General features: G+C 64.4%; 16 protein-coding genes and 3 pseudogenes. 5 read left to right on the top strand and 14 right to left on the bottom strand.

Annotated elements, in window-relative coordinates:
- The 4 genes and pseudogenes from AC1DY5_RS13345 to AC1DY5_RS13330 form a co-directional block, all read left to right on the top strand.
- Positions 1-336: Bug family tripartite tricarboxylate transporter substrate binding protein (locus tag AC1DY5_RS13345; protein WP_478111935.1), on the top strand; the 336-nt coding region annotated here is incomplete at its 5' end.
- A gap of 12 nt (positions 337-348) precedes the next feature.
- Positions 349-719: pseudogene (locus AC1DY5_RS13340) on the top strand (MFS transporter); the annotation flags it as partial.
- Between the two features lie 6 nt (positions 720-725).
- Positions 726-1,412, top strand: coding sequence for a DUF2514 family protein (locus AC1DY5_RS13335; RefSeq protein ID WP_478111936.1), 687 nt, complete (start codon positions 726-728; stop codon positions 1,410-1,412).
- 707 nt (positions 1,413-2,119) lie between these two features.
- Positions 2,120-2,497, top strand: a complete 378-nt coding sequence (locus AC1DY5_RS13330; protein WP_478111934.1) for a hypothetical protein — start codon at positions 2,120-2,122, stop codon at positions 2,495-2,497.
- Positions 2,498-2,955: 458 nt separating this feature from the next.
- On the opposite strand, the gene AC1DY5_RS13325 is transcribed toward AC1DY5_RS13330, so the two are convergent.
- From AC1DY5_RS13325 to AC1DY5_RS13290, 8 genes are all read right to left on the bottom strand, one after another.
- Positions 2,956-3,156 (bottom strand): hypothetical protein, encoded by a 201-nt coding sequence (locus AC1DY5_RS13325; protein WP_478111932.1) that lies wholly within the window; start codon positions 3,154-3,156, stop codon positions 2,956-2,958.
- A gap of 169 nt (positions 3,157-3,325) precedes the next feature.
- Positions 3,326-3,661 (bottom strand): hypothetical protein, encoded by a 336-nt coding sequence (locus tag AC1DY5_RS13320; protein WP_478111931.1) that lies wholly within the window; start codon positions 3,659-3,661, stop codon positions 3,326-3,328.
- 699 nt (positions 3,662-4,360) lie between these two features.
- Positions 4,361-5,158 carry a class I SAM-dependent methyltransferase gene (locus AC1DY5_RS13315; protein WP_478111930.1) on the bottom strand — a complete coding sequence of 266 codons (798 nt, stop codon included), beginning with the start codon at positions 5,156-5,158 and terminating at the stop codon, positions 4,361-4,363.
- 418 nt (positions 5,159-5,576) lie between these two features.
- Positions 5,577-5,762, bottom strand: coding sequence for a hypothetical protein (locus AC1DY5_RS13310; protein WP_478111928.1), 186 nt, complete (start codon positions 5,760-5,762; stop codon positions 5,577-5,579).
- Between the two features lie 522 nt (positions 5,763-6,284).
- On the bottom strand, positions 6,285-6,683 hold the full coding sequence (locus AC1DY5_RS13305) for a hypothetical protein (protein WP_478111926.1): 399 nt from the start codon (positions 6,681-6,683) through the stop codon (positions 6,285-6,287).
- A 413-nt stretch (positions 6,684-7,096) separates the two neighbouring features.
- Complete coding sequence (locus AC1DY5_RS13300) at positions 7,097-8,260, bottom strand: serine hydrolase domain-containing protein (protein WP_478111925.1); 1,164 nt, start codon at positions 8,258-8,260, stop codon at positions 7,097-7,099.
- Positions 8,261-8,753: 493 nt separating this feature from the next.
- Positions 8,754-10,277 carry a flavin-containing monooxygenase gene (locus tag AC1DY5_RS13295; RefSeq protein ID WP_478111923.1) on the bottom strand — a complete coding sequence of 508 codons (1,524 nt, stop codon included), beginning with the start codon at positions 10,275-10,277 and terminating at the stop codon, positions 8,754-8,756.
- A 340-nt stretch (positions 10,278-10,617) separates the two neighbouring features.
- On the bottom strand, positions 10,618-10,899 hold the full coding sequence (locus tag AC1DY5_RS13290) for an HU family DNA-binding protein (protein WP_478111921.1): 282 nt from the start codon (positions 10,897-10,899) through the stop codon (positions 10,618-10,620).
- 784 nt (positions 10,900-11,683) lie between these two features.
- Between AC1DY5_RS13290 and AC1DY5_RS13285 the strand changes: the two are divergent.
- A pseudogene (locus AC1DY5_RS13285) lies at positions 11,684-12,146 on the top strand (IS30 family transposase); the annotation flags it as partial.
- Positions 12,147-12,308: 162 nt separating this feature from the next.
- On the opposite strand, the gene AC1DY5_RS13280 reads toward AC1DY5_RS13285, so the two are convergent.
- The 6 genes and pseudogenes from AC1DY5_RS13280 to AC1DY5_RS13255 form a co-directional block, all read right to left on the bottom strand.
- Positions 12,309-12,626, bottom strand: coding sequence for a hypothetical protein (locus tag AC1DY5_RS13280; protein ID WP_478111919.1), 318 nt, complete (start codon positions 12,624-12,626; stop codon positions 12,309-12,311).
- 410 nt (positions 12,627-13,036) lie between these two features.
- Positions 13,037-14,143 (bottom strand): annotated as a pseudogene (locus tag AC1DY5_RS13275) (NnrS family protein).
- Positions 14,067-15,167 (bottom strand): hypothetical protein, encoded by a 1,101-nt coding sequence (locus AC1DY5_RS13270; RefSeq protein ID WP_478111917.1) that lies wholly within the window; start codon positions 15,165-15,167, stop codon positions 14,067-14,069. Before AC1DY5_RS13270 ends, AC1DY5_RS13275 begins: the two are co-directional and overlap by 77 nt.
- A 50-nt stretch (positions 15,168-15,217) precedes the next feature.
- On the bottom strand, positions 15,218-15,511 hold the full coding sequence (locus AC1DY5_RS13265) for a metal-sulfur cluster assembly factor (RefSeq protein WP_478111915.1): 294 nt from the start codon (positions 15,509-15,511) through the stop codon (positions 15,218-15,220).
- Positions 15,512-15,591: 80 nt separating this feature from the next.
- Entirely contained in the window at positions 15,592-16,059 is a 468-nt protein-coding gene (locus AC1DY5_RS13260) for an Rrf2 family transcriptional regulator (protein ID WP_478111914.1), read from the bottom strand.
- A gap of 22 nt (positions 16,060-16,081) precedes the next feature.
- A partial coding sequence (locus AC1DY5_RS13255; RefSeq protein WP_478111912.1) for a nitric-oxide reductase large subunit occupies positions 16,082-18,007 on the bottom strand: 1,926 nt, incomplete at its 5' end.

Genomic DNA, 18,007 nt, shown 5'->3' with positions numbered 1-18,007 from the left:
GTGCTGGCCGGTAAGGTCAAGGCCATCGGCGTCGCGAGCGCGAAACGCATTGCCACGCTGCCCGACGTGCCGACACTGGCCGAGCAAGGCCTCGGCGACTTCGAAGCCTATGCATGGCAGGGACTCTCGGTGCCGAGCGCCACCCCGCCGGAGACCGTGGCAAAGCTCAACAAGGCGCTGGTCGAAGCACTGAACTCGACAGCGGTGAAAGCACGCTTCCTTGCCCTCGGCGTCGAGGGATTGCCAGGCACGCCGAACGACATGGCGAATTACGTGAAGGATGAGCGCGAGCGTTGGGGTCGTCTCATCAAGGCCAACAACATCAAGATCGACTGAGCGGGGCCTGCCATAAGCGCCGCAATTCTGGGTGGCAATGCTTCGGTAGACATTGGCCGGGCGCTCGACGATGGACCCTACACGACTATGCAGAGAGTCGTCGTCTTCATGGCTGCGTTGGCCATCGTAATGGACGATTTCACGGCCAACTCATTGGCTTCGCTATACCTTCGATCATCAAGGAGTGGGGCATCACGCGCGGCGCGTTTGCCCCGGCCATGGCCGCCAGCCTGCTGGGCATGGTCATCGGCAGTGCCTGCGCCGGCCTGTTCGCGGATCGATTCGGGCGCCGAATGGCAGTCATCGGGAGCGTCTTCCTGTTCGGCGCTGCCACTTGCTCCATCGGCTTCGCACCCGACGTCATCACGATTGCCGGCCTACGCTTGGAGATGCGCCACCTGAACGCGCTGGCCGACCGCGGCGCCTTCATCGACTACTGCGCCGGCACGAACGGCCGCAGCCGCAAGACCGGCTTGCCGAACGGCATCGAGGAGCACCAGTCTCTGGACGGCCGCCTAGGCGGTGCTCGCGTGACCGGCATCTACGGCTGGATTGCCCGCAAGGTCGGCTGGCTAGTCGTCATCGGTTCCCTGCTGGCTGCCGTGCTGTTCGAGCAGGTGAGGGTGAGCAACGCCCGCGCCGGCGCCGACCGCGCGCACACAGACCTTGCCAGCTACCGGGCGACCCAGGCCGAAGTCGGCCGCTTGGTCGATCGCTCGCGTAGGGATACCGAACAACGATGGACCCGAGCGGTCGAAGGAGTGGCGACTGATGGGCAGCAGAAAATCGATGTGGCTCGCGCCGAAGCTGAGCGCGCTGGTGCTGCTGAGCGCTGGCTGCAGCAGCGTGTCACCACCTTCCTCGCCGCCATCCGTGGAGCCGCCGCGGATTCCGGCATTGCCCCCTCGGGCCCGGCAGCGCAAGACCCCGCCATTCTGCTTGCCGACCTGTTCGGCCGCGCTCGAGAAAGAGCTCGGCTCCTGGGAGAGTTCGCTGACGACGCCCATGCTTGTGGACAAACCTGCGAGAGCTACGCGGACGGATTGCAGGCTGATAGCAAGATGGGGAGACGCTGATCAGTGGTCGTGAGTGCCACCGCGCACGCGGCGGTCGCAAACGGGGCACGGGCCACAGTAGCCTGTGATGTCTCTGGGCAGCACCCAGCCGCATATCGAGCAGTTGCGTGCGTCGATCCGAACGATTGCCTTCCCGTCCAGCCCCCTGATGGCCTGAACGTCAGGAGCAACGCCCGATCGCCCGCATTCGTCGATCAGAAAGTCGGATAGCTTGGGCTGTAAATCTGCCATGGTGCATTGTCCTCGCTCAGTCCGCTCAAGGCTCACGGCGAGGGTTGAGCGTCTCCCTCCACTCCGTCGAGGCGAGGGCGCCTTTGATAGTCCTCAAGCCACGCCTTGAGGCGCCGGTCCAAACCTTCCTCGGCAGCTGCCTGGTTCGCAAAACGCCCGGCCAGAGCGACGCGGCACATGAAAAGCCGCCTTGCGCTCCATTGAGCGAAGTGTTGCTGGACATTGAAGTACCTCGGCGCGTTCCTGCCTTGCGTTCGCTGGACAGACGCGCTTCCATCGGTTCAGGGTACTCTCAATCAATACCCTGCCGGCGCGGATAGTATTCGAGTATGTGCAATCGATACGAGCCTCCCGAGGCCCGCCATCGGCCCCGTGACGTTTGGCAACCTTCTTCATGGATCAGACGTCGACGTCGTTCGCGGGTCGCACGTTGTTTGCTGCATGCGGCGGTCTTCGCTGCCCTCTCAGGAATTCCTGTGAACTTCAGTCGTTCTCTCTTCTTCAAGTGGGTAGCCGCCGGCACCCTGGCCGCTGGGGCCCTTTTCGCCATGACGTCAGCGAGTGCCCAGGTGAACTGGTCTGTGGGCGTCAACGTGCCTGGTGTCTCGGTTGGCGTGGTCGAGCCTGGCCCCGTGTACTACGAACCGGCGCCTGTCTACTCGCGTCCTGCGCCGCCGCCGGTCTACTATCAACCAGCGCCCCCGGTGTTCTATCGCCAACCCGCGCCCGTGTATGTCCGTCCGGAACCCGTGTACTACGGCCCGCCGGCGCAGGCCTACTACGAGCCGGGCGATCGCTGGCGCCATCGCCACCACCATCGTCGTGATTGGGACGAAAGAGGCGATCGGGACTGAACTCGATCGCGCCGTCCGCGCGCGTCTGTGATTCGGCAGCCTCGAGGCCGGAAGGCCTTCCGTGGAAAAGCCCCGATCAGCGAGGTGCCGAACGTCGGGGTCACACAGTCATACCAAACAGGGCGTACCCTTGCTTCAGATGGTCCGCTGGCGCTGGTAGAGGCGCTTCGGCAACTCGCTCACTGAGAGTGGGGCCTCGATGCCGGTGGCCCGTCGCGACATTCATGCGGAGCCTCTTTTCCATGGGCCCATGTAGCCGCAATGCTGGCGCATGGCCTTCGACGACGACAACGGCATCCTGGCTGAGATCAGGGGCGAGTACATCACGAAGGCTATGGATTCCCTCCCGCCAGCCACGGCCGGCCAGGCCGGGGCCCTGACCGCAGAGATGGCCCCCCGGTGGAGGCGACGAACCGGCCGCCGACACCACCGGCCGGTGAACTCCATTTCCGCCTGCATCACTCGCGCTTCGGCATGTTCATCGGCACCATTCCTATGAATTGCGTGTACGTTGAATCCAACGTCGCGAGCTTGTCCTGCCATTCGGAAGGTTCGACTGCCTCGCCGCGCCGCACGCGCATGACCAGCTTGTTCCAAGCTGCCGCAAAGGCTTCAAATTCGCTCGCAGCCAGGAAAATTCGCTGCCAATCTTCAGTCATAGGTGAACGTCGGTCGCTGAAGTCGAGGGAGAAGGGCTAATCGTGGAACTCATCCCTGAACTGGGCCTGAATGTCCAGCGAGGCCGGTGTTCTGAGGGTGCGGCACTTGGCGTCCAGCACAACGCAGTCGAGCGCACAGCGTCGCCGGTCACGCCTACGGTGCTCCGTCTCACGATGGATTGACGCGCACGATCAAGACCAATGTCAGTGCGGCCAATCCGAAGATGAAGGCAATCGCGGCATGTTGCCTGAAGCGTCGTACTGCCGATTCTTCAAGTCTTATTCTGCGCTCGAAGGCGGTGAGGGTTTCTTCTTCGCTCGGCGCTGCTTCAGCGTCCGAGTCGTTGATTTTGGGCTCGTCAAGGGCGATTTGCTCGTCCGCACCAAAATCGTTAGCGGCTTCGTGGTCCCGATCTCGCAACCAATCATCTGCGGTTGGCTGGCGAGTGCCTTCTTCCTTCGACAGGTCCTGTATCGTCCGCACGAGCTGCTTACGTTTTGGCACGCATCCAGTTTCCCACGGCGCGCCCAGGCTCAAGGGTGGGCGGACACCGTGCAAGGTCGTAGGATCGTTACTTACTACGAAGGGTCTATCGATGAGCATGCGGGCCGACAGAGTCCACGCCAAACTGAATTGGTTCGCCGCCTGCGAGAGGATGTTGTTCGCCCTCAACCCTCCAGAGAGGGCCACCGATGGCGACCCGCCGATTGACCTTCAGGAGGCTATACGGCTGGCTGATTATTAGGCACTTGCTGAGTTGAGTTTGGCCTTTGCCATCGACAGATCTGCAATCTCTGGCCGATGATTGACTGAAGGCGGCAGCTCGCGAGAAGCGGCCCGGTCGTATCTATCAATTGGACGCGCCCAGCGACTTCATATGCGTCCACGATCGCCTCGAGCTCGAGCTGTCGACAGATTGATCAACAACCGGGGGGCAGTTCTTCATGTCGCCAGGGGGGGTCAGTTCCTGATGTCGCTTGACTGCCGGTCATGGCCGGCCGCTCATGCTGGCCGGTAAGACCGAGGGGATGATCTGGCGTGGGCCCTTTGCGAGGGTGCGAATTTCCTGTCCGTCATGCACGTGTTGGACGAGACGTCCTTTCGCGATCGCTCCTCGGCACGTCCTCATGCCATTGGCCAAGCCCATGAATCGCGAGCGCCAACGCCGGTTGAACGCGACCGAAAACCTGATGTCTGACGCGCTCACTGGGAGGGAACTTCGCCGCGCACAGCCCAGAACGAGGTGGTAAAGGCGCGCGGACCATCCGTCATTCCGCACAGATAGGCCACCCGGACGTGACGCGCCAATTCTTCGCGTTTCGAGTCCCTAAGACTTGTCACATAGCTTCCGGTCTTGCCCTGCCCCTTGACGAACGTGGACCAATAGTCCTTGAACGACTGGTACTTGAAGACCGTGTTGAGTTGCTCTTCAACGACGTCATGGAAGCCGACGGTGGCGAACAATCCTGCCAATCCGCCCGGCCATCCCAGCGGCTTGGAAACCATCTCGTCGCGCATCGCCGCGCCCTGCGGAGCGAGAACCGCCGCAGCGTCCCAAACCAGGCTGAACGGCGTCCAACCGCTGCGGAAATTGTTGACCACCGCTGCCACAACACCTCCTCGCCGAGTGACCCGACGCATCTCGCTCAGACCCTGTACCTCGTCGGGTAGCACATCCAGGGCGAGCATCGACAGCGCGCGGTCGAAGACCCCCTCCGGGTATGGCAGATGAAGGGCATCGCCGACGTGAAAGGTGATCGCTGGGTCCACAGTGACGCGCCGCGCGAATTCCACATACGGCGCCGAGAGGTCGATGCCAGTCGCGACCGCGCCCGCCACCGATATTGCGCGCGTCAGATGCCCGATCCCGCAGCCGACGTCAAGCGCTCGCTCGTACGCTGAGACACCGGCGAACCTTACAAATGTGGGAGCGAGATGCTGGCTGCCTCGGCCCACATAGCCTTCATAGGCTTCAGGATCGGTCGCCACAAACGTTGCCATGTCAGCCCCTCGACGCAGCTCGGCTGCCTGCTCACTCTACGCCGATTCCCGCATGCCGATCTCGCGTCGGCGCTAACGTGACCCCGAGCTGACCTTCCGTCCGGCTCTCCGGCGGAACCCGGATGGAACGCGGGCGTCTAACGTGTGCGCACCTCCAACCGGGAACTGTCGGCGCGATGCCAACAGCCCCGGTGGCGAGGCCCCTTCCAAATCCCCTCAATGTTTAACACCCCGGTCACGTTGACTTCTGACGTCATGAGGGAGGCGCTCGCCACCGATTTCTGGGTCTGGGTCAGCATAGGGGCCGCCGAAGACTGAGCTGAGCCGGCTTCTTTCGAAGAATCGCAGCATCTCGTGACGGACGATCCGCTGCCACTCGTCCTCTAAGGTTGAGGAGCCATCCGTCACAACCATCGTCCTAGTTGCTCGCTGGCTGGTTTTGCAGGTACTGCGGCACGACCTCAGTCGTTGCCGCTAGGCTTTCGTACCCAGCAAAGACGGTGAGCGTCAGGACCGCAACCGCCACTATGATGACCGCGACGCTAGCCCAGCGAAATGCGACGTCACTGGCGATTTCATCCATCGCTGCATGTTCAGGTCTCATGGTGCTCCCCTTCTCGCTGCGGTCGTCAGAAAAGGGAACTCTCCGCCAGAGCCTTGGTGTCTGTCAGACCAGGACGCTGGGCGCTGTCGCGGAAAAGCCAGAGCGGATTAACTGCCTTCCAGATCGGCGCGCACCCGCCAAGAAGGCCGCCCGCCGGGCGCCAAGGCCACAAAGAGCGTCCGAACCGAGGCTAGTAGGCCACCACCTCGGCAAAGGCTGTCATGAACCAGTGCCTGGCCTTTTCGTGACGATGGCTCGTGACCTCGTAGGTGATGCGGACACGGCCGAGGTTCGGAACGTCCAGCTCACCTTCGCCGCCCCTGGGGGTTCACAGCAAGAAGCGCACGGCGGTGTGCACAAGGGCAACCGACGTACCGTCAACGCTCGCTTCTCGACCATGTGATCCAGGGCTCGAGTTCAAGGGCGCTTTGTTCCTGATCCACGAACCACGAGGCCTCGGGGACGATCCAATAGCGCAGGGCGCCGTCCCGCGGGCGGAGGGCCGCATCGGAGGCGGAGATTTCACCGGGAGCGGAAATTTGAGTCGACGGATGGGTCCGGGATCGAAGGGGTTCCGACTTCGGGAAGATCCGCACCGGGCGCCTCGTCCAGTGTGGCGTTCCGGTACTCGGCCAGCGTCGTGCGACGGAACTCCGTTACCGGTACCAACCGGTCACCCAGATCGTCGAAGTGGGCGCGAATGTAAGATTTTTCGCGGACCCAGCATCCGCGTGACGTGCCGCCATCCAACAGGGTGAGGTAGCAGACACGGCGGGGCGGCGGGCATTCATCTTCGGCGTCGGTCAGCTGCAACACCTGGTACGGGCTTCCGCTGGCCACAAAGAGAACGCGCGGCTGCAAGTCGCAGCCGAGAAGGATCGTGCAAGCGGCGACGACTGCCATCATGGACGACGTCTTCATTGCTGACCTTCCAGTGAGCGCTCGGGATGACTCGATTGAGCGCTCTTGTATTGCCGTGGTCAACTCTAAATGAGGGGTTGCCACGGCGCGATGGCTCGACACCACGACGTGGTGCTCGAACACCAGGCAGGGCGACAAGGCCGAGAAATATACGCCGGAGTTACGCAGGCCTGCCGGCGGCTGAAGCACGGCGGATACGCCTTACGGCATAGCTCTGCCATGAAGCCGCGGCGGATGAAGAAGTCCTCGTGGTGCGATGACGCCAAAGGACAGCTGTGGGGCCCCGCCGCGAACTCACGCTCGCGGCCATAACCAGACATATGGACTCGCCGGCTTCTGCGGGTACCCGTACTACCGCTTCTGCAAGGCCGGCTGGGTCTGACACCCCGGGCGACGGCCGCGCCGGGCGCGATTCAGGCCGCCTCAACCACCGCGGCTAGCTTCTCGAACAGTTCCTGCGCAAGGTTGAGGTCGCGGCGCGAGCCTTCGGGCGTGGCGTTCACCATGACCGAGACCGTCGCGTTGCGTGATGCGAGGTTCATGGTCGCGATCTGGAATCCGACGCCGCTGCCGGTGTGGCCCCACCAGTTGCCGATCTGTCCGATACCCAAGCCGTAGCGGTCGTACTCCGGGCCGTTGGTGACGTCTCGCGCGCGCGACTTGCGCAGATCCTGGAGCGCCGCACTGAGGAGCGAGCCGCGACCCAGCGCGTCGCCCCACACCAGTAGGTCGGCGAGCGTCGATGCGATGGCCCCGGAACCCGCCAGCGAAGTCGGACTGATGAGCGGTTGATCGTCGGCGACACCCGTGACGACGTCGACCGCATAGGGCGTGGGCGTCGGCGGCGACAGGTCGGCCGACGATGGGTAGCTCGTGCCGCCCAGCCCGAGCGGCTTGAAGATTCGCGCGGCCAGCGCGTCGGCCAGCGGTTGGCCGCTCTCCACTTCGACCACCATGCCGAGCAGCACCGTGTTGGTGTTGCTGTACTGGTATTGCTCGCCGGGAAGAAACGGCGGCTTCACGGCGAACGAGAAGGCCACGAGCTCCTGAGGCGTCCACACGTGCAGCGTGTCCTTGACGAAGATTTCGAAAAAACCCGGCTGCATCGAGTAGTCGGCCAGTCCGCTCTGATTGCCGGCGAGATCGGCCAGGTTGATCAGGCTTCCGTTGGGCACGTCCGCGATATAGCGCTCGATCTTGTGGTTCAGCGCAACCTGCCCAGATTGCACCAATTGAAGGAGCAGCGTCACCGTGAACGACTTGGTGACGCTACGGACCKGGAACGTGCTGTCCAGCGCCATCGGCATGGCGCGGGCCACGTCGGCCTGCCCGAAGGCTCGCGTCCACGGCGCCTCGCCGGCCACGCGCACGCCCGCCAGAATGCCCGGCGGGCGATAGGTCGTGAAGATGCTCTCGACAGCCTGGACGTAGCCGGCTTCGCGGGAATTCGCGGCCACCGGCAGAACGAGAACGCCCGAATCGCCCGAGCCGCCACCACCACACGAGGCGAGCCACGGAGCGAGAGCCGCCGCACCGGCGCAGCGGCCCAGATGACGACGTGACAGATCGAAACGCATGATGATTTGCCCCTCGGCTGGATTGCATTCTGGTGCGCGGGATCGCGCTCCGTGGCATCCTATACGAGCGGGCGCGACGGGAAAGCCACTGGCCGACCACTGTAGAGATCCATCGAACGGGCTATACCCGTCGGGCTGACTTCAGGCAAGTGCAGGCATTGCCCGTTAGCTGGCGCGCGAGACTTCGGCCAGCATGTCAGTTCACCTTGGATTTGAGGCCACGATGATCTTCTGCCGCATTCTTTGCCCGCACCGGCGATTTTCCGGCCGTGACCGGCAGCGGAGACTTTGCCTTCATGCTCGAACAAAAGCCCGCTGTTTCTGTTGATCGGCAACGGCGCAGCGGACACGCGCGGCGCATGCTCGGTGTACAACCCCGAAGTTCGACTTCAACGACGACAGCATCGCCGTCGGCGCGCGTACTGGAACTTGCTGGCCAAGCGCTACCTGGTTGCGGACTGAAGGCTCGCCATACGCGTAGGCGCTGTAGCGCCTACGCCGGCGCAGCCGCCCACGCCGCTACCTCCGAAGACTGCGCGACGCAGGCCAGTCGCCGCAGCTTCTGCAATTCGGAATCCTGAAAATGCGAGGACTGCATACATCCGAAGGCCTTGGCTTCATCGGCAAACCGGTCGGCCGCATCCGGCAGCGCATCGCGACCTTCGAGGCGAAACGAAACCGGCGCGAGCGGCCCGAATAACAGGGCACGCCTAAGCTGAGGCCAGCGCTGCGGATCGGGCTCCACGCCCGCGGCGCGCRCAAACAGCAAGGCCATCAGGTTCATCTTGGTTTTCTGTGGCTCGCCACGCGCGCGGCACTTGGCAACGCCCACGTGCATCTCTTCAAGCGTCGGCGCTGCGATGGCACCACTCCACACATAGGCAATCCACCGGGCCTGCAACTCGATCGGCGGAAACATCGGGCCCGACTGATCCCAGATGCCCACAAATGCAAGCCCAGGCAACTGCGGATGGAAGGTGTGCTGAAAGAGATCGAGCCGCTGGGCATCGAGGTTAAGTGTGCGGCGGATCGGCTCGCCGAGGAAGGGCATTTTCAGTTCGAAGCCGGTGCCGAAAAGAATGCCGTCGAAGGTCTCCGCGCGCCCGTCGCTGAAGCTGACCCGCGTGCCTTCGACCCTGTCGAACCACGGACGCACCTCGATGCGGCCTTCGGCAACCAGCGGAAGAAAATGCTGGCTCAATGTCAGGCCCGCGTCGAGGATGCTGTCGGCGGGCTTCGGCGCGCCGAACTGTTCCGGACTGCCACCCCAGGCCAGCACCAGCTCTTTTAGCATCTCGCCGAATTCGCTGCGCGGCAGCGACTCCTCCGCCAGGGCCTGGAAGCGCGTGAACACGCGATGGTCCGAGGGCACCCCGGCCGCGAGCTTCGGCAACACATAGCGCTGCCGACGATGGCACACGACCACCCTTGCCGCGCCGAGCATGCAGAGATCGCTGGCAATCTCGAGGGCACTGATCGCGCAGCCCGCGACGAGCACGCGCTTGCCGCGGTACCGCTCGGGATGCTTGTAGGCGTTGGTATGCGCCACGCCATCGCTTCCCGAGAACGACGCCAGCCCCGGCACCTCGGGAATCCGCGAATGCTGGAAGCGGCCACAGGCGACCACGACTTTCTCGAAGATCTCTTCGTCGTGCGCGTCATGGCGCACGGCCCATCCCCCGGGCACCGCCGCAACCTCGCGCACCTTCGTGCGCAGACGTATCTGCGCGGACAGGCCGAATCGGTCCGCATAGCGCTGCAGGTAGTCGCCGATCTCGCGATTCGACGGATAGACCGCGAGGCCCGGCGCGTGCGGCAGGTCGCTGAATTGTGTGAGCACGCGGCTGGTGTTGGTGCGCATCGATGGCCATACGCCGCTGCAGATCGCGTCGCCGCTCCACTGGCCGCCGGGCAATGGCGCCTGCTCGAACAGCACTGGCTCGAAGCCTTCGGATTGCAGGTAGCGCGCAGCGATCAGGCCGCCCGGCCCGGACCCGATGATGGCGACTCTCGGCATCGTTGGAACCTCCATCCTCATCGGGACCGGCGCGCGTGCCGAGCGTTTCAGGGGGTTGGCCTTTGCCTTCCTCACCCCATACAAACTGCCGCCCAATCTCCCAAATTGCGGGGCCGTCGACATGGTAAATCTCTTTACCCTCGTTCATCTGACCGCTGTCGTCGAACTCGGATCTCCCTCGACTATAGCGGCGAAGGTCACGTTTCGAAGGTAGACCGGCCGTTCGCGAGAAAAATGCCAAGGTCTGCTGACGGTAGCCGCCGACATTCGTCGGGCCGAAGGCGAATGGCGGCAACCAGTCAGAACCGGACCGGGACAAGGACGCCAAGCGAGTGGCACATCACCCCGCTGCATTCACCGCGTCCTTCAAGGATTTCCCAGCAGTGAACTTCACAGCCTTGCTTGCCTTGATGGTCATCGGCTCGCCGGTCGACGGATTGCGGCCGGAACGCTCGGCGCGGTTCGAAACGGTGAAGTTGCCGAAGCCGATCAACTGCACGGCCTCGCCTTTGGCCAAGGCGCCGGCCAGGTGCTCGAGCGCGGAATCGAAAGCCCGGGCGGCGTCGGCCTTGGTGAGGTTGGTATCCGCGGCGATGGCGGCGACGAGTTCAGTCTTGTTCATAACAGGGGTTCCCTTTTTGTAAAACGCTGGTGGTCGAAGTCAGGCGTGCGGCGCACTTGGCGTTCGGTCGCGCGGACGTCTAAGCGAGCACGTCCGGGGCGCCGCGTGGTTCGCCCGAATCGTCCATTGTTGCCGATGCGGGGTTTCCGCTTTGCTGCACCTGCACGGCAGCCGGGATAGCGCGGGGCCTATCGCCACATCGTCGTGCGCTCGACGCGAACTCGGAAGTCGGCGTTGGGGGTTTTGGACTATTGGGGGACCTTGCAGCCGGGGGCCGTCGCACCGTCAAGTGCAGCTCAAACGCCCAGCATGTGGGGCAAAGGCACGGGTTCGGACCCGATGAGTCCACGCAAATAGCAGCGCGCATGCGACTTGCCCACAGTGCCGACCACGTACGACACCTGCGCCTGGAGACTGCTGCCTTTCACGGGTACGGCTATGCTGCAGGCGCCGGCGGGGGCAGCCTATCGACCAAGCGGCGCAGCGCGAAGCCGTAGCACTGGAATCCGAGGCCAAACGCCGCCTTTTCCAGCGCCACCATGATCGCCGCATCTCCGGCAGCAATGAGCCAGCGCCCCCACCTGCGGCGGCTACGAGCCTGCTGTTCCCCGGGATGCTCGCCCGTCACGACGGACTGGCGCGCACGATCAACACCAGTGTCGGTGCGGCCAAGCCGAAACGAAAGCCATCGCGGCATGTTGACTGAACCGGCCTTTCCCGTGGTGGGCAAGCGCGCAGTCCCGCAATGAACCGAGCCGACGTCATGCTTGCCGTGGTCGAGGGCTGGAGCGTGGTGCTCACCTTGCTGGACTGGGAGTGGTCGCCCCAGCAGATCGCGGGTACCCTCAAGCGCGTGTTCGCCTCACGAGCCCGAACGCCACGTGTCCCACGAGACCATCTACAACGCCATCCCCGCTCAGCCGCGAGGCGAGCTGCGACGCCAGCTCGTCGCCTSCCTGCGCCGCAGGCGCAGCACCCGCATGCCGCGCACCCGAGGCGACGATCGCCGCGGCCAGATCCCAGACATGGTCAGCATCCACGTGTGCCCGCCCGAGGTGAACGAACGCGTGATGCCGGGCCACTGGGAGGGCGACTTCATCAAGGGCGCGGGCAACAAGTCCTCGGTGGGCGCGCTGGTCGAGCGTTCCGGCCGCCTGGTGCTGCTGGCCATGATGGACGACGCGACTGCCGCCTCGGCGCTCGCGGGGTTTTCTGCCAAGCTGAATTYGATYGCCGAGCCGATGCGCTAGAGCCTGACCTACGACCAGGGCAAGGAGATGTCGCGTCACGCGGACGTGGAAGGGTGGGCAGCGAGAGATGTTGCGCGAACTTGCCCCCGCGCTGAAGGACCACAGAGACGTACGCCGAAACATGGTCGTAACAGCCTCTCGGTAGGACGCCTCAACGGTCTAATCCAGCGAGGCGTTCCGGTACTCAGCCAACGTCGTGCGGCGGAACTCACCCAGCGGTATGAGCTTGTCATCCAATTTCGGAAAGCGAGTGTGGATGTGGAGCCCTTCCCGAACCCAACATCCGCTAGACGCCCCGCCATCGAACGAAGTGAGGTAGGAAACGCGATAGGGCGCGATGCATCCGTCTTGGGCATCGGTCAACTGCAGGGCCTGAAACGGATTTCCGGTCGTCACGAATAGGACTTGGGGCTCCATGTCGCAGCCCAGAACCAGTGTGCAACCGGCGACAACTGCCGCGACCGAAGTTGTCTTCATGTCGCCCCCCAGTCGGGTAAAGATTGATTGAGCGCTTTGGTATGACAGTCGTCAATCCCAAAGTTGATGGGACCACGTTCCTGGCGATAGACGGGAACTTTCGGTCAACCTTGGCCACGCATTGAGTAAGGGGCATCTCGCGACTGGTGGAAGGGTGGACGCCGAGAGCTGTTGCGCGAACTTGCCCGCGCACTGAACGAGCAACGCCGGGAGCTTGAGCGCGCTTAGTGGGGGGTGGGGGGTGTCAAAAGTATGGAGCGCCGCCCGAAGGAAACCGCTCCGTATCTCACGCGCAGAAAAAATCGCCCCGTGTGGAATCAAATCAGCAAATCGAGCCCGGCCCCTGTGCCGGGTTTGTCGTTTCCGGGGTGCCGCTTTTGGGTAAGTTGCCTACAGATTGCCTACAGGCCCTAGAAGCAAGAAAGTCCGCTATCGTTTTGATAGCGAGCTTTCCTTACTGCGATTTGTGCCGGAGAGATGAATCGAACACCCGACCTTCTCATTACGTAGAGAAAAGTAATTCCGTTCCAAACGTGACGGCAAAAGTGAGACTGCCCGTGGTCAGAAGAGCCTTGTGCGCGGCCAAGCCGCATCCAGCAAGGGGTTGGTCCATTCGGAAAGTAAGAGTGAAACCGTTGTTCCAGCGCGAGGGCCGCCAGAGCAGCCAACGCACGAGATGCACCAGCGCCGCCGGTGCGGCGATGGCTGCCACGACAAGCGGGCGGCAGACTCATTGCGTCAATGATCAGCAGCGCGATCAGAGAGCCCAGCGCCGCCTTCTCGATCAGGGGGTGTCGCGTCGCATTGGCGCCGGAAATGCCGTTGTTGGTGAACATCGGGATCACCCAGCCGCCCATGACCGCGATGATGAACAGCAGGACATCCAGGGCGACCTGGATGCCGATCTACGCCGGCATCTGGATCACGCCGAGGGCCGAGAGATGGAAGGCGAATGCAGCGCCCGACAGCACCAACAGCAATCCAATGAAGAAGTAGTTGCGACGGTTGCGTGCAGTCACGAGAGGGATGGCCAGCGCCACCGCGCACGCCAGCGGAAACGCCGCGTTGACGACGGCGGCCGTCCAGGCGAWGGGCGTGAGAACGAGGACGCGCCCTGCCACCCACAGCGCCGCCAGGGCGGCCAGCGGCAGTCCCACGGGGGTCGGCTGGCCCGACCAGTTGCGCCCCGCGGTGAAGAGGAAGCCGACAATCACGGCGAGGGCGAAGCCGAACAGCATTTCGTGTGCATGCCACAGCGGGCCCTGGAGGTAGGCCCGCGGCAGCCAGCCGGCGAACTGCATCGCCCACAGGCCGATGGACAGCGCGGCGAAGGTGCTCGCGAGCAGATAGAACGGTCGGAAGCCGAGTTGCCACAGGGCAAAGCCGGGCCTTCTTGGGCCGCGGGTAGTTGCGCGCGTTTGCCGGCGGTGAAGGGAGCCATTACCGGGCCTTTCTGGCGCCGGCGGCGCCGTGTTGGAGGCGCCACGCCACGGCCGCGCCGGCCACGGTGGCGGCAAAGAAGCCGATCGTCGCTGCGTTGAATGAGGCGCCGGCGGCGCGCAGCGGTTCGCTGAAGGTCCCCAGGACGAGCCGCGTCAGCAGCGACAGGTGCAGGGCAGCCACCGGCAGATAGAGGAAGGCGCCGAACTGCAGCTTGACCCGGGCGATCGCCGGCAGCACGACCGGCGCGTGCCCCATCATCATGCTGACGACGAAGCCGAGTCCCAACGCGTGCAGCGCTGCATCGCGGGTGGCCCATCCGAGCGCCGTCGTGGCCCACGCCACGCCGGCGACCCCGAGCCAGGCGTAGCCGCCCAGCAGACAGATCGCCATGTAGCGGCCGATGCCGTGTGCGAACACCGTGCGTCGTGCCACATCGAAGGTCACCAGCCACGCGGCGAGCAGCACGAGCGCCGTGCCATAGACCAGCCCACCGGCGCGCGGCGCCATGCCCGACCATGCCGCGCCCGCCAGCAGCAGCGAGAGCACGGCATACAGCGTGACGCTGGCGCTCGGGCGTCGTCGCATGAGTCGCGTCATCTCCAGGCGCTCGGCGGCGATCGTCATGACGAGAAAGGCGAACCACCACGGGAGAACCGCATTGCCGCCATGGCCCAGCGCGAACAGAACGTTGCCTGTCACCCATGCGGCCGCGCCGACCAGCAACAGCATGGTGTGAGCCGCGTGTTGGCGCTGCACCACCACCGCGTTGACCGCAAGGAAGGATACCGCCGCTGCCACGCCGAGCCACGCGCCGACGGCCTGCTGCCCAAGGACCAGGCACAGCGCGCCGGAGCCCGATGCGAGCGGCGCGAGGAAAGCCGCACGATGCTTGACGGCCACGGCGCGTTCGATGCCGATGACCGTGCCCAGAAAGCCGCAGATCATGAGGGCCGCGTGCACCAGCAGCACCTGGCCGGTCCAGGCGAAGGAAAGCGGATCCGGCACCGCGACGCCGAGCCGCCAAAGGCCGCCCGCGATACCCGCCACCAAGGAGACGGCCACCAGCGCACCGAACACCACACGCGCGAAGATCCACATACGGGTTGTCGATGCCCGGCGGCGGCCTCGCACGGCAGGACGTTCGGCGTTCACCATCCCATGAACCGTCTGGCGTTGGCGCTCATGCGGTCTGGGGTCCAGGGCGGCTCCCACACCAGTTCGATGCAGATCCTGAGATCGACCGGCACGACCTTGTCCAGTTCGAGCTCTGCGTCCTCGATGATGAGATCGATCACCGGGCAGGCGGCTGAAGTCATCGTGATCAGCACGTGCGCGGTCTTCGTGTCTACGGTGACGCCGTAGATGAGGCCGACATCGACGATGTTCATCGAGACTTCCGGATCGACGACGCGTGACAGCGCTGCGGCGATCGGCTGGCGCAAGCCTTCCGGTCCGTCGTAGGGAATGGAAGCAGCCTCGAGAGGTGCCTGGTCTGGCGTACGAGCGCGACGAGAGGAGGAGGTCATGCCGCCCCCTTGGCAGCGCGACGCACTGGGGCTTTATCGACAAGGAATATCGCGGAAAGCGCCTCCCGGTTGTGAACCAGGTCCGCCAGCGTGTAGCGGTGCAGGACCGCATGAAACGCCGCCACGGCCTCGTCCAGCACRCCGCGCAGACGGCACAGACCGGTGATCCGACATTCGCCACCGCCTTCCCCGAAACATTCCACGATCGCGTTGCCTTCGGTGTGACGCACAACGTCGCCGATATTGATCGAGTCGGGCGCCTTCGCGAGCGACAGACCGCCTCCCTTGCCGCGGACGTTGGCGAGCCACCCGTGCTTGCCCAGGAAATGGACCACCTTGGTCAAGTGATGCTCCGACACCGCGAACGATGAGGCGATCTCAGCGATGGCGGCGCGTCGCTCCGGCTGCGCGGCCAGGTAGATCAGCACCCGCAGGCTGTAGTCGGTGAAGGCGGTGAGTTTCATGATCTCTTACGGGCAGGCCGTCTCACCGTTCGGCCACGTGGCCCGCCTGGACGGACAGACCCTTGCGGCCCTTCAAGCGCGGCGATGTCTGCGGTGCGGCATGAGACGCCGGGCGGCGCAGCAGACGCAGCGCGTACCCGGCGAGCAGCACCGCGCCCAGGGCGAAGACGATGTCGCCCGGAACACGCATCCAGACCAGGATCTCCATCACGCGAGAATGCACGATCTCGGCAGAGCGGGCGTACCACAGCCCTTGCGTGACGCTGGCCCAGGCCTGGTAGATGCCGGCGGGCAGCAGCGACAGGAACACCATCATGGCAAGACCGATATTGAGGCCCCAGAACGCGGGCTTGAGCAAGCTGTCGGCGTGCAGCTCGCGCTCGTACAAACCGCGCAGGCAGAACAGCATCAGCCCGATGCCCAGCATCCCATAGACGCCGAAGAGCGCAGCGTGGCCATGGGCGGCGGTCATGTTGAGCCCTTGCACATAGTAGAGCGAGGCGGGCGGGTTGATCGCGAAGCCGAGCACGCCGGCCCCGATGGTGTTCCAGAAGCCAACGGCCACGAAGCACATGATCGTCCACTTGTAGGCGGCGAGCCAGGGCATGGTCTGCGACCGGCGGTAGGTCTGGAGGGCCTCGAGGCCGATCAGGGTCAGCGGCACAACCTCGAGCGCGGAGAACACGGCGCCCACGGCGATCACCGACGTCGGCGTTCCGGTGAAGTAGAGGTGGTGCAGCGTTCCGAGGATGCCGCCGAACAGGAACACGATGGTCTCGGCGATGATCGCTCGGTTGGCGCTTTCGGTGCGCACCAGGCCCAGGCGCGTGAAGATGAGCGCGACGACGGCGGTGGCGAACACCTCGAAGAAGCCTTCCACCCRGAGGTGGACCAGCCACCAGCGCCAGTACTCGATCATCGAGTAGTGGGTGTGCTGTCCCCAAACCAGCGAGGTGGAATAAAAGCCGCCGATGCAGGTCGCCGACAGGAACACCATGGCGATCAGGCCTCGCGATGCCGAGGGCTTGGTCAGTGCCGGCCACAGCGCACGACCCAGCAGGAAGACCCAGAAGAGCAGGCCGACGAACAGCAGCACTTGCCAGACTCGGCCCATGCTCGTGTATTCCAGGCCCTGGTTGCCCAGCCAGAAGCTGAAGTCAACGCCACGGTGCTGCAAGGTGCCGAGCCAGCCGGTCAGCGTGGAGCCGATCACGATGGCGATCAGGGCCCAGAAGAGCACATCCACGCCGAGCTTCTGCAGCTTGGGCTCGCGGCCGGACAGCAGCGGGGCGATGTACAGGCCGGTGGCCAGCCACGCGGTCGCGATCCAGAAGATGCCGATCTGCGTGTGCACCGTGCGGCTGACCACATAGGGGAGCAGCTCGGCCAGCGGAAGCCCGAAGAACGACTGCCCCTCGACCGCATAGTGGGCCGTGATGACCCCCATCGCGATCTGCAGCAGCATCAGCCCGATCACCGCGAAGAAGTACTTGCGCGTGGCCTTCATGGAGGGCGTCGCGGCGGCACCGAGCAGCGGGTCCGCTTTGGGCGGCTGCGCCTCGGCTTCGTGCCTCTGGCTGCCGTGCAGCCACAGCATGGCGGCGATGGCGGCCAGCAGCAGGACGATGCTGACCATCGACCAGACAGCCGCCGAACTGGTCATGGTGTTACCGACCAGCGGCTCATGCGGCCAGTTGCTGGTGTAGCTCAGTCCCGTCTCCCCAGGTCGGTCGGTGGCCGCAGCCCACGCTGTCCAGAAGAAGAAGGCGGTCAGTGCCTGGCGGCCGGCGCGATCGGGCAGCGTGTCCACCGTCATGGCATATTGCTCGCGCAGCGCGGCGACCGAGCCGTCGTGGCCGAACAGCGCCTCATAGTGCGCTGCCACTTCGCGGATCGCCTGCGCGCGTTCGGCGGAAACGGTGACCACACCGCTCGTGCTGTCGTAGGT

This window comes from Variovorax sp. P4_D9, assembly GCF_056401695.1.
This window is presented reverse-complemented; position numbering and strand designations above follow the sequence as displayed.